This is a genomic window from Micromonospora sp. DT63 (genome assembly GCF_049841615.1).
Classification (GTDB): domain Bacteria; phylum Actinomycetota; class Actinomycetes; order Mycobacteriales; family Micromonosporaceae; genus Micromonospora.
In genome coordinates this window covers 91,174-107,504 of sequence record NZ_JBNCKQ010000011.1, presented here as the reverse complement: position 1 = coordinate 107,504, position 16,331 = coordinate 91,174, and the positions used below count along the sequence as shown (strand labels likewise).

Annotated in this window: 15 protein-coding genes; 6 read left to right on the top strand and 9 right to left on the bottom strand. The window is 72.8% G+C overall.

Going from position 1 to position 16,331, the window contains the following annotated elements; genetic code table 11:
* Positions 1–146 precede the first annotated feature (146 nt).
* The gene (locus tag ACLQ27_RS29670; protein ID WP_425869822.1) at positions 147–902 is read left to right on the top strand and encodes a dienelactone hydrolase family protein; all 756 of its coding nucleotides are present in this window, start codon (positions 147–149) and stop codon (positions 900–902) included.
* Positions 903–926: 24 nt separating this feature from the next.
* On the opposite strand, the gene ACLQ27_RS29665 is transcribed toward ACLQ27_RS29670, so the two are convergent.
* The 9 genes from ACLQ27_RS29665 to ACLQ27_RS29625 all read right to left on the bottom strand — a co-directional run bounded on the left by ACLQ27_RS29665 (position 927) and on the right by ACLQ27_RS29625 (position 8,647).
* A complete protein-coding gene (locus ACLQ27_RS29665) occupies positions 927–1,445 on the bottom strand; it encodes a DUF421 domain-containing protein (protein ID WP_425869820.1) in 519 nt (172 codons plus the stop codon).
* Between the two features lie 58 nt (positions 1,446–1,503).
* Positions 1,504–2,610 (bottom strand): L-dopachrome tautomerase-related protein, encoded by a 1,107-nt coding sequence (locus ACLQ27_RS29660; RefSeq protein WP_425869886.1) that lies wholly within the window; start codon positions 2,608–2,610, stop codon positions 1,504–1,506.
* A gap of 100 nt (positions 2,611–2,710) precedes the next feature.
* Positions 2,711–3,592 (bottom strand): SMP-30/gluconolactonase/LRE family protein, encoded by an 882-nt coding sequence (locus ACLQ27_RS29655; protein ID WP_425869818.1) that lies wholly within the window; start codon positions 3,590–3,592, stop codon positions 2,711–2,713.
* A 21-nt stretch (positions 3,593–3,613) separates the two neighbouring features.
* On the bottom strand, positions 3,614–4,555 hold the full coding sequence (locus ACLQ27_RS29650; protein WP_357490876.1) for a sugar kinase: 942 nt from the start codon (positions 4,553–4,555) through the stop codon (positions 3,614–3,616).
* Entirely contained in the window at positions 4,552–5,172 is a 621-nt protein-coding gene (locus ACLQ27_RS29645; protein WP_425869816.1) for a bifunctional 4-hydroxy-2-oxoglutarate aldolase/2-dehydro-3-deoxy-phosphogluconate aldolase, read from the bottom strand. The genes ACLQ27_RS29650 and ACLQ27_RS29645 overlap by 4 nt, the downstream gene beginning before the upstream one ends.
* Positions 5,173–5,183: 11 nt before the next feature.
* Complete coding sequence (locus ACLQ27_RS29640; protein WP_425869814.1) at positions 5,184–6,017, bottom strand: hypothetical protein; 834 nt, start codon at positions 6,015–6,017, stop codon at positions 5,184–5,186.
* Entirely contained in the window at positions 6,011–7,156 is a 1,146-nt protein-coding gene (gene dgoD / locus ACLQ27_RS29635; RefSeq protein WP_425869812.1) for a galactonate dehydratase, read from the bottom strand. Before dgoD ends, ACLQ27_RS29640 begins: the two co-directional genes overlap by 7 nt.
* Positions 7,153–7,863 carry a FadR/GntR family transcriptional regulator gene (locus ACLQ27_RS29630; RefSeq protein ID WP_425869810.1) on the bottom strand — a complete coding sequence of 237 codons (711 nt, stop codon included), beginning with the start codon at positions 7,861–7,863 and terminating at the stop codon, positions 7,153–7,155. Before ACLQ27_RS29630 ends, dgoD begins: the two co-directional genes overlap by 4 nt.
* A gap of 37 nt (positions 7,864–7,900) precedes the next feature.
* Positions 7,901–8,647 carry an SDR family NAD(P)-dependent oxidoreductase gene (locus ACLQ27_RS29625; RefSeq protein WP_357490869.1) on the bottom strand — a complete coding sequence of 249 codons (747 nt, stop codon included), beginning with the start codon at positions 8,645–8,647 and terminating at the stop codon, positions 7,901–7,903.
* Between the two features lie 159 nt (positions 8,648–8,806).
* Between ACLQ27_RS29625 and ACLQ27_RS29620 the strand changes: the two genes are divergently transcribed.
* From ACLQ27_RS29620 to ACLQ27_RS29600, 5 genes are read left to right on the top strand one after another with little or no spacing between them, the layout of a single operon-like run.
* Complete coding sequence (locus tag ACLQ27_RS29620) at positions 8,807–10,102, top strand: ABC transporter substrate-binding protein (RefSeq protein ID WP_357490867.1); 1,296 nt, start codon at positions 8,807–8,809, stop codon at positions 10,100–10,102.
* A gap of 1 nt (position 10,103) precedes the next feature.
* Positions 10,104–11,021 carry a carbohydrate ABC transporter permease gene (locus ACLQ27_RS29615; protein WP_357573440.1) on the top strand — a complete coding sequence of 306 codons (918 nt, stop codon included), beginning with the start codon at positions 10,104–10,106 and terminating at the stop codon, positions 11,019–11,021.
* Entirely contained in the window at positions 11,021–11,842 is an 822-nt protein-coding gene (locus ACLQ27_RS29610; RefSeq protein WP_234586631.1) for a carbohydrate ABC transporter permease, read from the top strand. Before ACLQ27_RS29615 ends, ACLQ27_RS29610 begins: the two co-directional genes overlap by 1 nt.
* Positions 11,839–13,926 carry an alpha-galactosidase gene (locus tag ACLQ27_RS29605; protein WP_425869807.1) on the top strand — a complete coding sequence of 696 codons (2,088 nt, stop codon included), beginning with the start codon at positions 11,839–11,841 and terminating at the stop codon, positions 13,924–13,926. Before ACLQ27_RS29610 ends, ACLQ27_RS29605 begins: the two co-directional genes overlap by 4 nt.
* 46 nt (positions 13,927–13,972) lie before the next feature.
* Positions 13,973–16,231, top strand: a complete 2,259-nt coding sequence (locus ACLQ27_RS29600) for a glycoside hydrolase family 27 protein (protein WP_425869805.1) — start codon at positions 13,973–13,975, stop codon at positions 16,229–16,231.
* Positions 16,232–16,331: the final 100 nt, after the last annotated feature.

Here is a 16,331-nt window from a genome sequence, read left to right as displayed (position 1 = left end):
CGCACAACCCTGGGTCGATCGTCGCCCGGCGCCCAGGGTGACCTTGTCCAGGGATCGGCGGTCCCTGGCTGGCGGACCGGTGTCGGGCACGCCGGCGTGGCGAGTAACGTTCCGAACGGACCAAGATCGGCGTACGAGGAGGCTCGATGCAGACGACGACGGTGGACATCTCGACCGGCGACGGGATCGCGGACGCAAGCCTCACCCGACCGGACGGGGACGGCCCGTTCCCGGCGGTGCTGCTGTTCATGGATGCCTTCGGGCCTCGGCCCCGCCTCGCGGAGATGGCCGAGCGGATCGCCGAACGCGGCTACCTGGTGCTGACGCCCCACCTGTTCTACCGGGCCGGCCGGGCACCCCTGTTCGACCTGTCCCGACTCGGCGATGCCGACCAGCGCGGCGCGATCTTCGAGAAGATCATGCCGCTGATCGGCGCGTTGACCCCCGAGGTGATCAGCCGGGACACCGCCGCGTACCTCGACTTCCTGGCGGCCCGCGACGACGTGCGGCCGGGCCCGGTCGCGATCACCGGCTACTGCATGGGCGGCACCAACGCGCTCCGGGCCATCGAGGCGCACCCGGACCGGATCGCCGCGATGGCCAGCTTCCACGGCGGGCGGATCGTCACCGACGCGCCGGACAGCCCCCACCGTGGCGTCGGCTCGATCACCGGCGAGGTGTACTTCGGCCACGCGGACGCCGACCAGTCGATGACGCCCGAGCAGATCGCCACGCTGGAGAAGGCGCTCGACGCCGCCGGGGTGCGCTACCGCTCCGAGGTGTACGCGGGCGCGCACCACGGCTACACCATGGCCGACACCCCGGCGTACGACGAGCAGGCCACCGAGCGCCACTGGGCGGCCCTGTTCGACCTGCTGGACCGCACCCTGCCGGCGAGCTGACGCAGACGTCGCGCTGCGCCCCGGTCAGCCGCGCCCGTCGAGGTCGTCGCGCGGCCGGCCGGGCGTACGCGTCGTGACGCTGAACCGGCCGTCGGGCTCCATCCGCACCTCGCGGACGTGGGAGAGGTCGGCGACACCCTGCTGTCGCAGCAGGGTGTGCAGCTCCTCGTTGGTGATCAGCTCGCGGCGCATGTTGGCCCGGACCACCTCCCCGTCCCGCACCAGCACCAGCGACCCGGGCCGGATCAGCCGGGCGGCGGCCTGCCAGCGGTAGGCGACGGCGTTCAGCAGGTACGACCAACCGATGATCACGCCGACCAGCAGCACCCCGTCGGTGACCGAGTGGTAGCCGCCGGACATGCCGTTCTGCGCGGCGTCCGCGAGCAGCACGATGACCAGCAGGTCGGTGACGCCTGTGGTGCCGCTCTCCCGCTTGAGGATGACCCGCAGGAGGATGAACAGCGCGAGGTACATGACGCTGCCGCGGACCACGATCTCCAACAGCGGGGTGTCCGGGACGAACACCTCTTGCCAGTCGGCCACCAGGCACCTCTTGCCAGTCGGCCACCAGGCGGCCTACCCGCCGCCCGGGCGGGCATGCCTACCCGCGGCGCAGCAGCACCGGGCCGGCGTCGATGCGGGTGCGGAACAGGGCGTACGGCTTGCGTCGCAGGTCCTGGCCGCGCTGGTACTGCGGCTGCCGGTGCAGCTGGTTGGCGGTGACGTAGAGGTACCCGTCGGTGGCCACCGACATGGTGTCCGGCCAGAGCAGTCGCGGGTCGTGCACCAGCGTCTCGTACGCGCCGTCCGGCAGTCGACGCAGCACCGCGTTCTGCTCGTACGCGGTGAGGTAGAGCCGCCCCGCGTCGTCGGTCTCCAAGCCGTCCGAGGCGCTGCCCTTGTCGCCCTCGTCGACGACTGTCGCGGCGACCGCCTCCTGGGTGGCGCTCGGGTCGGCCAGCGCCTCGGTGGAGACGCTGTGCAGGCGCCGGGACGCCAACGGGCAGTAGTAGAGCCGGGTGCCGTCGGCGGAGATGGCGATGCCGTCGGAGCCCATGCCCACCGGCTTCGGTGGCCCGTCGGCCGGCCGCTCCAGGAACGGCCGGCCCTCGACCACCGGGCGGAACGACGTCAGCGGCTCCGCCTTGGTGGACGGGTGGTCGTGCAGCCTCCGCCAGGAGGCCCCGCTGGCCAGGTCCACCACGATGATCCCGTTCGGCCCGGCGAACGCGGAGTCGGTGATGTAGGCGACCCCCGCCTCGCCCCGGCGCAGGTCGAAGCGGACGTCGTTGAGGTACGTCGTCGGCAGCGCCACGTCCGCCGGGAAGGTGATCACCTGGGCGACCGTGTCGGTGTCCAGGTCGATCCGGACCAGCTTCGGCCCGCCCGGCTTGGTCGGCTGCAACATCGGGCTGCCGGTGTCCAGCACCCAGAGCCGGTCGGCCGGGTCCACCACGATGCTCTGCACCGAGACGAACGCGCCCGCGTCGTCGTCGCCGGACGGGTCGTTCCACGCCTGGTCGGGGTAGGGCGCCTCCCGGCCGTCGCGCAGCTCGACGACGGTGGCCGGCACCTCGTCACCCCACTTCGGGAAGTTGACGAAGATCCGACCCCGGTGCGAGACGCTCACCCCGGTCGGCATCGGGCCGGTGAACGTGTGCACCAGCTCCAGCTCGCCGAGCGGCTCGTCGCCGACCGGCCCGTTCATGACGTCCACCCAGCGCTGCTCATCGGCTCGCTCCCCACCCGTCGGCTGTTACCGCACTCGGGTGCGGTTCTTCCCGCCCGGGCGTCCGATATGCCTCCGATCAGCTCACTGGTGCGCCGGCCCTCGCGGCGGGCAGACCGGGGACCTCGACGTCCACCGCGAGCAGCGCGCCGTCCTGCGGGCCCGCCGCGTCCAGCCCCACCCGGGCGGTGCCGATGAAGAGTCGCCGCAGGTCGGGGCCGCCCAGGCAGATGCCGGCCGGCTGCCGGACCGGCAGTCGGATCTCCGTGTCGAGGGTGCCGTCGGGCCGGTAGCGGCGTACCGCCGAGCCGCCCCACAGCGCGATCCAGAGGTGGCCGGCCGCGTCGAGCGTCATGCCGTCCGGGCCGCCGTCGGCGGAGGACAGCCGCAGGAACGGCTCGCGCCCGTGCAGGGCACCGGTGGCCGGATCGACGGTGAACCTGTCGATCTCGCCGCGCGGGGTGTCGGCCAGGTACATGGTGGTGCCGGCCGCGTCGAACGCCGGCCCGTTCGGGATGGTCAGCCCGGTCACCGCGGGGACCGGCGCGGCGCCCGGGGTGAGGCGGTACAACGTGCCACCGCCGGGCACCATCGCGTACGTCATGCTCCCGGCCCAGAAGCGGCCGTGCGGGTCGGCGACCGCGTCGTTCATCCGGGTCGGCTCGGGCGCGTCGTCCACCAGCTCGGCCACCGGTCGGGGGTCGCCGCTGGCGGGCAGCACTGTGACGCCGGTCCCGGCGGCGGCCAGCCATTCGCCAGGTCGGTCGACCACCGGGGCGACCGCGCCGAGCGGCACGTCGAGGCGGCGCAGCTCCCGCAGCGGGGTCGGAGCGTCGCCGTCAGTCTCCAACAGTCGTCCGGCCAGCAGGTCGACCAGGACCAGCCGGTCGTCGACCCAGCGCAGGCCCTCACCCAACTCCAGCCGGTCGGTGCTCCAGACGGTCGGCTCGGTCAGCTCCATGGTGCTCCTTAACGGGGATCGTCAGCGGACCGTACCGCCGGGGCCGTGGTCGAGCAGCCCCAGCTCGGCCCGGTCGGGCAGGCCCTCCCAGTCGCCCCTGGTGGCGACGGCGAACGCGCCGGTGGTGACCGCCCGGTCCAGCCGGGCCGAGGCGTCCGCGCCGTCCAGCCAACCGGAGAGCAGGCCCGCCACGAAGGCGTCGCCCGCGCCGACGGTGTCCACCACCGGCACCGTCCGGGCCGGCCGGTGGATCGAGCCGGTCGCGCGGTGGCTTGTCGCTCCGTCGCCGCCGTGCTTGACGACGACCTCGCTCACGCCGGCCGACAGTAGCGCCGGGACCGGGTCGGACGCGTCGGTCAGCACCGGCAGTTCGTCGTCGGAGGCGACGACCAGGTCGATCGAGGGCAGCAGCTGTCGCAGCGCCGCCGCAGCCTCACCTGTGGACCAGAGCCGGCTGCGATGGTTGACGTCCAGGCAGACGGTGCTGCCCGCCGCGCGCGCCAGGCGTACGGCCGCCACGACCGCCTGGTACGGCCCGGCGCCCAGCGCGCAGGTGATGCCTGTGACGTGCAGCAGCCGGGGCGGCGGCCCCGGCGCGTCGAAGGCGCGCGTGACGTCGGCCGGGCCCAGCCGGGAGCCGGCCGAGCCGGCGCGGTGGTAGGTGACCCGGTTGATGTCGGCGACGCGGTTCTCGAAGAGGATCAGCCCGGTCGGCGCGGCCGGGTCGACGCGGGACCAGGTCAGGTCGACGCCCTCGGCGCGCAGCGTCCGGCGGACCAGCTCGCCCGGTTCGTCGGCGCCGGTGACACCGATCCAGGCGGCTCGGTGACCGAGCCGGGCCAGCCCGATGGCCACCGTCGACTCACTCCCGGCGACGGAGATCCCGGCGGTGCCGCCCAGCCGCAGCGGGCCGGTGGTGCGAAAGGCCGCCATCGTCTCGCCGAGCGTGAGCAGGTCGGTCATTGCCGTACCGCCGCGAGGAAGGCGGCGGCACGCTCGCGCAGCGCCGCCGGGTCACCGCCGCGGACGGCGTCGCCGAGCAGCGGTGAGCCGACGCCCACCGCCACGGCCCCCCGGTCGAGGTAGCGTCGCGCGCCGTCGGCGTCGACCCCACCGACCGGCACGAACGCGGTGCCGGGGAAGGGGTCGCGCAGCGCGCCCAGGTAGTCGGGCCCACCGTGGGACGCCGGGAAGAGCTTGACGGCTGTGGCGCCGGCGCTGTCGGCCTGCACGACCTCGGTGGGGGTGAGCGCCCCGGCGAGCACCGGCAGCCCGAGTCGGGCGGCCTCGGTGACGCTCGGTGCCACCGCAGGGGTGACGAGGAAGCCGGCGCCGGCCTCGGCGGCCGCCCGGGCGTCGTCCGCGCTGACCACGGTGCCCGCGCCCAGGCCGAAGTCGGGCCCGAGGGCGGCCCGGGCGCGTCGGATGATGCCGAGCGCGTCGGCGCCGGTCAGCGAGACCTCGACCAGGGCGACGCCGCTCTCGGCCAGGGTGAGCACGGCGGTCAGCGCCGCGGCCGGGTCCGGGCCGCGCACGATGGCCAGCAACCGGTGGGTACGCAGCTCGTCGAGCAGGTTCATCGCGAATGTCCTCAGTGGATGCGGTGGGCGAAGATGGTGAGTCGCCAGGCGACCTCGCCAGCGGGTGGGACGACCGCCGCGTCGGCCGGACCGGCGTCGGCCAGGTCGAAGGCGCTGCCGAGCATCGGCTCGACGCCGATGCTGCGGTAGGGGCAGTCCTGCGGCCAGCCGCCCAGGTTGCGCCAGAGCGCGGTGCTGCGGGGCTGGCCGTCGCACTCCAGCTCCATCCTCAGCCGGTCGTCGCCGTCGATCACCTGGACCCGTGGGCAGTCGAGCAGCACCGCGCCGACGGCCGTGCCGTCGTCCGCGCCGAAGGTGTCCAGCGTCAGCCCGGCGGGAGTGGGCCACGGCCCGGTGAGCCACGGGGCGTCGGTGGGCCAGGTGCCCGGCGGCAGGAGTGCGGCCGCCTCCGGGTGCAGCCGGGTGGGCGTGCCGGCGGGCGCGTCGAGGTAGGCGTCGGGGGAGAGGCCGAGCAGGGCGTGCGCGGCCCACACGAAGCGGTAACCGGGGTCGGCGGTCAGGCGGTAGTCGGCCACCACCACGCCACCGTCGTCGGTGAGCCGCCGGCTCAGCGTGAACGTCGGCCGTTCGATGACCACGGTGTCGGGGCCGACGGTTCGCCACGGGCGGGACCAGACCTCGCCGTGGTCGGGCTCGCCGCGCACGGTGGGCAGGCACTCCTCCAGCCCGCCGGCGTCGACGAACGCGTCGCCGGGGCGGACCTCGTGGCGGCCCGGCTCCGGGCCCCGCCACAGCCACTGCCGGTCGCCGCCGCGCAGGCTGGTCCACCGGCCGCCGTGCGCCGCGTCGTACTCCACGCGCAGCGGGACCGACCGGGTCACCATTCCGCGAACGATCCGTCGGCGTGCTGCCAGACCGGGTTGCGCCAGGTGTGCGGGGTCTGCGCGGCCTTGCGGACCGCCGCCTCGTCCACGGTGATGCCCAGGCCGGGCCGGTCGAAGCGGGCGATGTGCCCGTCGACGAACCGGAACGGCTCCCGGTCGACGAGGTAGTCCAGCAGTTCGGAACCCACGTTGTAGTGGATGCCGATGCTCTGTTCCTGGATGAGGAAGTTCGGTGTCGCGAAGGCCACCTGGAGGCTGGCCGCCAGCGAGATCGGGCCGAGCGGACAGTGCGGGGCGAGCAGCGCGCCGTACGTCTCGGCCAGCGCGGCGATCCGGCGGACCTCGGAGATCCCACCGGCGTGCGACAGGTCCGGCTGGACCACGGCGACCCCGGCCTGCAACGGGGTGAGGAACTCGGATCGGCCGTACAGGCGTTCACCGGTGGCCACCGGGATCGGCGTGCCGGCCACGATGTCGCGCAGGTGGTGGGCCTGGTCGGGCAGGACCGGCTCCTCCACGAACATCGGGCGCAGGGGGGCCAGTTCGGGCAGGACGCGACGTACGGCGGCCATCCCGGCGCGGCCGTGGAAGTCGAGGGCGATGTCCCGGTCGGGGCCGAGCACCTCCCGGGCGGCGGCGACCCGGTTGATGATCGCGTCGACGTCGGCGGAGGTGGGGATGGCCGAGAGCCGCCCGCAGGCGTTCATCTTGACCCCGGTGAGGCCGGCGGCGACCTGCGCGGCGGCGTGGTCGGCGACCTCGTCGGGCTCGTCCCCGCCGATCCAGGAGTAGATCCGCACCTTCTCCCGGACGGGGCCGCCGAGCAGGGCGTGCACCGGAGCGCCGTACGCCTGCCCGGCGATGTCCCACAGCGCCTGGTCGAGGCCGGCGACCGCGCTGGAGAGGATCGGGCCGCCCCGGTAGAAGCCACCCTTGGTGAGCACCTGCCAGTGCTGCTCGATGCGCAGGGGATCCGCACCGATCAGGTATTCGGAGAGCACCTCGACCGCGCTGCGCACCACCTCGGCGCGGCCCTCGACGACGGGTTCACCCCAGCCGACGAGCCCGTCGTCGGTCTCCACCCGGCAGAACAACCACCGTGGCGCGACCAGGAACGTCTCGATCCGCTCGATCTTCACTGACTGCCCCTTCGTCCCCGTGCCTTCTCGACGTCGCGGACGGCCTTGTCCAGCAACTCACGCATGGCGGTCTCGGCCGCCGACTCGTCCCGCTCGCGCAGCGCGTCGACCACGGCCCGGTGACTCGGCACCGGGTCGTCGTGCGCGGCGCCGCCGTGCACCAGCCGGTCCCGTTCGGCGAGACCCGTCTCCATCACGACCTCCATGCGTTCCAGCAGCTCGTTGTGGGTGGCGGCGAGCAGCGCGCGGTGGAAGGCGAGGTCGGCGGCGACGGCGGCGGCGGGGTCGCCGTCGGCCTCGGCCATCTCGGTCAGCGCCTGGTCGAGGGCTGCCACGTCGTTCTCGGTCGCGCGGCTGGCGGCCAGCCGGGCGGCGGCGGGCTCGATGATGGCGCGTACCTCGTGGAGCTGGTCGAGCAACCGCTGGTCGGCGCCCTCGGCGAACTGCCAGCGGATCACGTCGCCGTCGAGCAGGTTCCAGTCGGCCCGAGGCCGGACGAAGGTGCCGCGCTTCTGTCGGGCGTCGACGATGCCCTTGGCGGAGAGGACCTTCAGCGCCTCGCGCAGGGCCGTCAGGCTGACGTCGAACTCCTCCTGGAGCGCGACGATGTTCAGGGTCGCGCCGGCGGCGATCTCGCCGGTGAGGATGCGACGGGCGATCGCCTCGACGGTCTGTCCGTGGACACCGCGGCGTGCGTACTGTGCCAATGCTCTCCTGGCCTTCTCGCTGGTCGGTATCGATCTCTCAGGCCGAGGCTTTCACCGCGGTCCATCCACCGTCCACCACGAGGCTCGCGCCGGTGACGTAGGCGGCGTCCGGCGAGGCGAGGAAGGCGACGGTCGCGGCCACCTCGTCCGGGGTGCCGAAGCGTTTCGCCACAGTCTCGGCGATGCTGCGCGCACGGTCCTCTTCGGACACGTCGGCCCAGGCGGCGGTGAGGATCGGGCCGGGCAGCACCGTGTTGACCCGCACCTGCGGGCCGTACTCGACGGCGAGCTGGCGGCCGAGCGCGACCAGGCCACCCTTGGCGGCGGCGTACGCGGGCCGGCCGGGCAACCCGACCAGCGCGTGCACCGAGGAGATCAGCACCACCGCGCCCGCGCGTGCCCGCAGGTCGTCCAGGCAGGCGCGGACGCCGAGGAACGAGCCGGTGAGGCTGACGCCGAGCTGGTGGTCCCAGGACTGCCGGCTGGTCTCGTGGGCCGGGGCGACCCGCACGGCGTAGGCGGTGCTGACGAGGATGTCGACCGGGCCGAGGTCGGCCCGCACGGCGGTCACCGCAGCTGCCCAGTCGGCCTCGTCGCTGACATCGCCCACTACGGACAGTGCGCGGTCGCCACGGGCGGCCAGTTCCTCGGCCAGCGGGGTCGGGTCGGCCACGTCGAGCAGTGCGACAGCCGCCCCCTCGCTGGCGAGCCGTCGGGCGATGGCCGCGCCGATCCCACCCATCGCACCGGTGACCAGCGCGTTCTTGCCCTCAAGCCGGCGCATAGGCTGAACCACCTGACCCTCGCCTTGGTCTCGTCTAATCATTAATTACGAAGATATCTTGACAGCCGGCGACGGCCGATGCAACCTTCTGGTCACACACATTCACCTGGCCGACACATCGCGTCGTAACGCTGCGTGTCGTAGAGGAAGGACACCACCGTGAGCGACTTCGACCCCGGTCGCCGGCGATTCCTTGGCCACCTCGGGCTCGCCGGCCTGGGTGCGCTCGGCGCGAGCTCGTTCCTCAGCGCGTGCGCCAGCTCCGCCAGCGGGCCGGCGGCGGGCAACGGCTCGGGCGCGGTCACCATCCAGTCGAACCTCTCCTCGCCGCAGGCCAAGGCGGCGATGGAGAAGCTGATCGCGAACTTCAACGCGCAGGGCAAGGGCACGGCGAGCCTCAACACGATCGCCTCGGAGACCTTCCGGACCCAGCTCCCGACGTACCTCACCTCGGCGAACCCGCCGGACCTCTACACCTGGTACGCCGGTTCGGTAGCCAACGACTACGCGAGCCGCAACCTGCTGCTGGACGTCTCCGACGTCTGGAAGTCACTGGGCGACTACCCGCAGTCGCTGCGTACGCTCTCCACCGACGCCAGCGGCAAGCAGATCTTCGTGCCGATGAACAACTACTGGTGGGGCTTCTTCTACCGCAAGTCCAACTTCGCCAAGTGGGGCGTGCAGGAGCCGAAGACCTGGACCGATTTCCTGGCTCTCTGCGAGACGTTGAAGAGCAAGGGCGTCCCCCCGATCGGCATCGGTCTCGGCGACACCCCGTGGGTCGCCTCGGCCTGGTTCGACTACCTCAACATCCGTATCAACGGCGCCCAGTTCCACCGCGAGCTGCTCGCCGGCAAGCAGCGCTTCGACGACGCGAAGGTCAAGGCGGTCTTCACCCGCTGGCGCGAGGCCCTGCCCTACTTCGACCCCAAGGGCAAGGCGTACCCGTTCCAGGAGGCGACCACAGCCCTGCTGGCCGGCAAGACGGGGATGTTCCTGATCGGCACGTTCTTCGCCGACGCCGCCCCCAAGGACGCCCTCGGCGACCTGGACTTCTTCCGGTTCCCGATCATCGACCCGGCGGTCCCACTGGCCGAGGAGGCGCCGACGGACGGCTTCTTCGCCAGCGCGAAGACCGCCAACCCGACCGGCACCAGGGCCCTGCTCACCTACCTGGCCTCGACCGAGGCGCAGGAGGCCTACGTCAAGGCCAGCTCCGGCATCGTCCTGCCGGCCAACCCGAAGGCCAAGGCGTCCGACTCGCCGCTGGTGGTCAAGGGCAAGGCGATGCTCGACGAGGCCAAGGAGCTGACCCAGTTCTTCAACCGCGACTCCAGCGACGCGCTCCAGCCGACCGCGGACACCGCGCTGACCAAGTTCATCGACAAGCCGGACCAGATCGACGCGATCCTGCGGGAGTGGCAGGCCGGCGCCGAGAAGGTCTTCAAGGGCTGACGTGACAGCAACGATCTCCACGACTTCGGTCACCCCCATCCGGCGGCGGCGGCGGTCGGCGCGACTGTCGCCGCTGCTGGTGGCGTTCGTCCTGGTGCCGTTCCTGGTCGAGAGCATCTGGGTGTTCTGGCCGGCGCTCCAGGGCTTCTGGTTCTCGCTCACCCGCTGGGACGGCATGTCGCCGCCCTCCTTCGTGGGCACCGACAACTACGTCGAGCTGGCCGGCGACGCCACCTTCCGGGGCGCGCTGGTCAACACGGTGATCTGGCTGGTGCTCTTCGGCGGCCTGTCCGTGCTCGGCGGCTTCGGCATGGCGCTGGTCCTGCAGAAGGAGCGGCGCGGGGTCGGCTTCTACCGGGCCGCGCTGTTCACTCCCGTGGTGTTCTCGCTGGTGGTGACCGCGCTGGTCTGGCGGGTCTTCTACCAGCCCGACGGCATCGCCGACACGCTGCTGCGGGCCGTCGGGCTGGAGAGCCTGATCCGGCCCTGGCTCGCCGACCCGCAGACCGCCCTGTACGCGGTGATCCTGCCCGCCCTGTGGCGGCAGATCGGGTACGTCATGGTGCTGTTCCTGGCCGGGCTCAAGGCCATCGACCCGGCGCTGCACGAGGCGGCCCGGATGGACGGCGCCAACTCCTGGCAGCGGCTGCGGCACGTGACAATTCCCCAGCTCAAGGGGGTCAACGCGGTGGTGCTCTCGGTCATCGTGATCGACTCGCTGCGGTCCTTCGACATCGTCTGGTCGCTCACCAAGGGCGGCCCGTACCACTCGTCGGAGTTGCTGAGCACCTACATGTACTCGACCGCGTTCCAGAGCCTGCGGCTGGGCTACGCCTCCGCGATCGCCGTCGTGATCTTCGTGCTCGCGCTGGCGGTCATCCTCGGCTACCTGGTCCGCGCGTTCCGGGAGGAAGCGTGATGAACAAGCTGCGCACCGGGGCCTTCCACACCGGCATGATCCTGCTGTCGCTGCTCTGGCTCGGGCCGGTGCTCTGGGTCGTGGTGATGTCCACCCGCTCGTTCGACGACATCGCCGCGCACGGGGTGGGCAGTCTGCCCCGGTCGTTCACCCTGGACACCTATCGGCAGGCGTGGACCGACGGCGGCGAGTTGCGGGCCCTGATCAACAGCATGGTGGTCACCGTCCCGTCGGTGCTGTTGAGCCTCGGCCTCGCGGCGATGGCCGCGTTCGCGCTGAGTCGGTTCCGGATCCCCGGCCGGCGGACGATCCTGCTGTTGATGCTCGCCGGCAACCTGCTGCCACCGCAGATCCTGCTGATCCCGGTGGCCAAGTTCAGCGAGCTGACCGGCCTGTACGACACGCTCTGGGCGCTGATCGCGGTGCAGGTCGGCTTCGGGCTCGGCTTCTACACGTTCGTCCTGCACGGGTTCATGCGGGACCTGCCGGGCGAGATCCAGGAGGCGGCCACGATCGACGGTGCCGGCACCGCGCAGATCTTCACGAAGGTGATGCTGCCGCTGACCCGGCCCGCGCTGGCCGCTCTCGGCGCGCTCTCCTTCACCTGGATCTTCAACGACCTGCTCTGGGCGATCACCGTGCTGCGTACCGACGACAACATGCCGGTCACCCCGGCGCTGCTCGGCCTCCAGGGCCAGTTCGTCTCGTCCTGGAACGTCATCGCCGCCGGCACGGTCATCGCGGCCGTCCCCACCGTCGCGGTGTTCCTGCGCTTCCAGCGGCACTTCGTCTCCGGTCTGGCGCTCGGAGCGGTCAAGTGACCGCCGCGACCGGGCAACGCTGGACGTTGCGCGGCACGCACACCGAGTACACGGTCGCCGTGCCCGCGCACGGCCGTTGGCTGGAGCTTGTCGCGTGGGGGCCGCACGGCGTCTCCGACGGCCCGTCGCCGGTCGCCTACGACGGCCCGGTGCCGTTCCTCACCGCCGGGGACGCCGCAGCCATCGAGTACGCCACCGACGCCGACCGCCCGTTCACGGGCGCCGACCTGGTGGTGGAGACCTCCGCCGGGGCTCGTCGGGTGGCCTTTCGCCACACCGAAGCGGTGGCCGACGCCGACCAGCGGGAGCTGGCCGTCGGGTTCGCCGACCCGGTCACCGGGCTGCGCGCCACAGTGCACTACCGGGTGCCCTCCGGCACCGACGTGGTGCAGCGGTGGGTCGAGCTGAGCAACGACGGCACCAACCCGCTGCGGGTCGTCCGCGCCGGGTCGGGCGGCTTCTGCGTGCCCACACCGCACGGCGCGCTGCTCAGCCACCAGTGGGGGCAGTGGGCGCAGGAGTTCCAGCTCTCCCACGTCGAGCTGGGCCACGGCACCTTCACCATCGGCAGCTCCCAGGGCGTACCCGGGCATCTGCACGTGCCCTGGCTGGCCGTGCGGGACACCGCCGAGCCGGCCGGCCCGGCCTGGGGGATGGCACTGGCCTGGACCGGGTCGTGGGAGATCAGCGCCGAGCGGGACACCGGAGGGCTGACCCGGGTGCGGGCCGGCCGCCAGCTGGTCGACGGCCCGCTGGAGCTGGCCGCCGGCGAGTCGCTGACGCTGCCGGTGGTCACCGGCGCGTACAGCCCGGACGGCCTGGACGGGCTGGCCCGGGTCTGGCACACCCACCAGCGGTTGCTCGCCGCCGACCGGCTCACCCCGCGCCCGGTGCTCTACAACTCGTGGGAGGCCACCTACTTCGCCGTCGAGGCGCAGAGCCAGTTGGCGCTCGCCCGGATCGCCGCCGAGTTGGGCGTGGAGACGTTCGTGGTGGACGACGGCTGGTTCGTCGGGCGCAACGACGACACGGCCGGGCTGGGCGACTGGACGCCCGACCCGGCGAAGTTCCCGGCCGGGTTCGACGCGTTCATCGCCGAGGTCCGGGCGCTCGGGCTGAACTTCGGGCTCTGGGTCGAGCCGGAGTGCGTCAACCCGAAGTCCGCGCTCTACGCCCAGCACCCCGACTGGGTGTACGCCGTGGACGGTCGTCCGCTCACCCCGGTCCGCAACCAGTACCTGCTCGACCTGGGCCGGCCGGAGGTCGCCGAGTTCGTGCACTCCACTGTGGACGGTCTGCTGCGCCGGTACGACATCGACTACCTGAAGTGGGACTTCAACCGTCCGCGTACCGAGCCGGGACGGCCGGGCGGGGTGGGCCCGCTCGACCTGGACGGCGCGCACGTCGCCAACCTGCACCGGATCTACGAGCGGCTGCGCCGGGACCATCCCGGCGTGCTGATCGAGGCGTGCGCTGGTGGCGGCGGGCGGACCGACCTGGCGATGGCCGCCCGGGCCGACGTCTTCTGGCCCAGCGACAACACCGGCCCACTCGACCGGCTGGCCATCCAGTACGGCTTCCTGCACGCCAACGCCCCGCACCTGCTCAGCTCCTGGGTCACCGACGCGCCCGGCCTGTTCGATCCCCGGCCGCGCACGCTCGCGTTCCGGTTCGTGCTGGCGATGGCCGGGGTGCTCGGCATCGGCGCGGACATCCGGGCGTGGACCCCCGCCGAGCGGGTCGAGGCGGCCGGCTGGATCGCCCGGTACAAGGAGATCCGGGACGTCGTCACGACCGGCGAGGTGCACCTGATCGGCGGCCCCGACCAGGCCCGCTGCGCCGTGCAGTACACCGCGCCGGACCAGCGGCGGGTGGTCGTCCTCGCCTGGCACACCGGCCGGCTCGACGGCGGCGGCCTGCTGCCGTCGCGCCCGGTGCGGCTGCCGCTGCGCGGCCTCGATCCGGCGGCCCGCTACTCCGACGGCGAGCGGCACTACTCGGGCAGCCACCTCGACGCGGTCGGCCTGCCCGTGCAGTGGAGCGCGACCCACGACGCCGACCTCATCGTGCTGACCCGCGACTGAGCTCGGAGCACCACCACCCCCACCCCCGAGGGACAGGAGTACCTCCATGCGCCTGAACCGACAGCTGACCGCCGCCCTGGCCGTGCTCGGCCTGGGCCTGGCCAGCCCCATGCCGGCCATGGCCGGCCCACCGCAGGCCGGCTCTTCGCTCGCTACCTCTCCGCTGGCCGACCCTTCGCAGGCCGGCCGGCCGCAGGCTGGTCACGGTCCCGGTCGCCCCGGCCACACGCCGGCCAGCGCCGGGACCGAGGACCAGGGCGCACCCACGTTCTTCGACAGTGGGCTCGCCCCGACGCCCTACCAGGGCTGGAACACCTACTTCGGCCTCGGTGGCGATCCCACCGAGGCCGAAGTCAGGTCGGTCACCGACCACATGGTCAACAGCGGCCTGCGCGACGCCGGGTACACGTACGTCTGGATCGACGGGAACTGGGCCGCGCCCACCCCGCGCGACGAGGCCGGCAAACTGGTCGCCGACCCGGCCCGCTTCCCGGGCGGGATGGCCGCGCTGGCCGCGTACATCCACAGCAGGGGCATGAAGGCCGGCATCTACACCGACGCCGGGCCGTACCTGCCGGGGCAGTGTGGGCTCGGCAGCAACGGCCACTACCGGGCCGACGTCGCCCAGTTCGCCGGCTGGGGCTTCGACGCCATCAAGGCCGACTGGCTCTGTGGCCGGGCCGCCGGTCTCGACCCGGAGGCCACGTTCCGCGAGCTGGCCGACGCGGTACGCCAGTCGCCCCGGCCGATGCTGCTCAACATCTGCAACCCGGTCAGCTCGGACTGGGGCGGCGGCCCCTACACCCCGGAGCAGCTCTCCACCTGGAGCTACACGTACGCGCCGACCATCGCCGACTCCTGGCGGACGTACACGGACGTGGGGCTCACCGACCCGACGCCGCAGTGGGCGTTCCCGTGGGTGCTGCGCAACATGGACGTCAACGCGTACCACCCGGCGGCCACCGGGCCGGGGCACTACAACGACCCGGACTACCTGCTGCCGATGCGCCCGCTGCCCGACGGCGGGTACGAGCTGAGCCTCCAGGAGTCCAAGACGCAGCTCGGCATGTGGGCCATCATGGCCGCGCCGCTGGTGATCGGCTCCGACCCGCGTGGTCTGCCGAACGAGATGATCTCGGCGTTGACCAACCCGGAGATCGTCGCGGTGGACCAGGACCCGCTGGTCCGACAGGGCGTCAAGGTCGCCGACACCGGCACCGACGCGCAGGTGTGGAGCAAGGTGCTCACCGGGCCCGGCAAGCGGGCGGTCGCGCTGCTCAACCGGCACGACACCGCCCAGAAGATCACGGTGACCTTCGCGGATGTCGCGCTCGGCGGCGCCGTCCGGGTCCGTGACCTGTGGGCCCGCGCCGACGTGGACGCCCAGCCCGGCACCGCTGGCGTCCAGCCGTTCACCGGCTCGTACACCGTCGACGTCCCGGCGCACGGGGTGGCCATGCTCGGCCTCGCCGGCACCGAGCAGGTCGCCGGCGCCAACCTCGGCGGCACCGCCAGCGCCAGCCCCGCGCTGGTGCGGGTGGACGACACGCACGCCACCGCCTTCGTCCGCGACGCGCAGGGCGCGTTGGCCGTCAACACCCGCTCCGGTACGACGTGGGGGACCGCGTGGACGTCGCTCGGCGGCCCGGTCGGTGGCCGGATCCTCGGCCAGCCGGCCGCGTACGCCTCGGCCAACGGTCGGATCGACGTGTTCGTCCGCGGCACCGACAACGCCGCCTGGCAGCGTAGTTACGTCGGCGGCTCGTGGGGGCCGTGGCAGAGCCTCGGCGGCACGCTTACCGACGGGCCGACGGTGGCGTGGACCAGCCCGACACAGTGGACGCTCGTCGTCCGTGGCGCCGACGGCAAGCTGTGGACGCGTACCCCGACCAGCGGCTGGACCGGCGTCGGCGCTCCCGACGACCGGCCGGTCTACGGCCGGCCGAGCGCTGTCGTCGACGACGCGGGCGTGCTGCACGTGGCCGTGCGCAGCCGTACCGACGAGGTGTGGTGGCGCAGCCGGACCGGCGCCACCTGGTCGGCCTGGACCAACCTCGGCGGCACCACCAGCGGCAGCCCGACGCTGCTCGCCACCTCCGGGCGGGTCTATCTGTTCGCGCTGGCCGCCGACAACCGGCTCTGGCAGCGCAACCTGACCGACGGGGCGTGGGGCGGCTGGTTCCGTCGTGGCGAGTTCGCCACCGACGCGTTCCGGGGCGCCCCGGGGGCCGCCGCGGGCGCCAACGGCAGCGCCTGGCTGGCGGTGCGCGGCGGGGACGACCGGGTGCACCAGATCGTCCTCTGATCCGACGGTGGCGGGGCCCCCCCCCGCGGCCCCCCCCCCCCCACAGCCCCCCGGAAAGGTGAAGCAAAGCCGAACCCAACCCCCGCGGAACAAAAAAAAA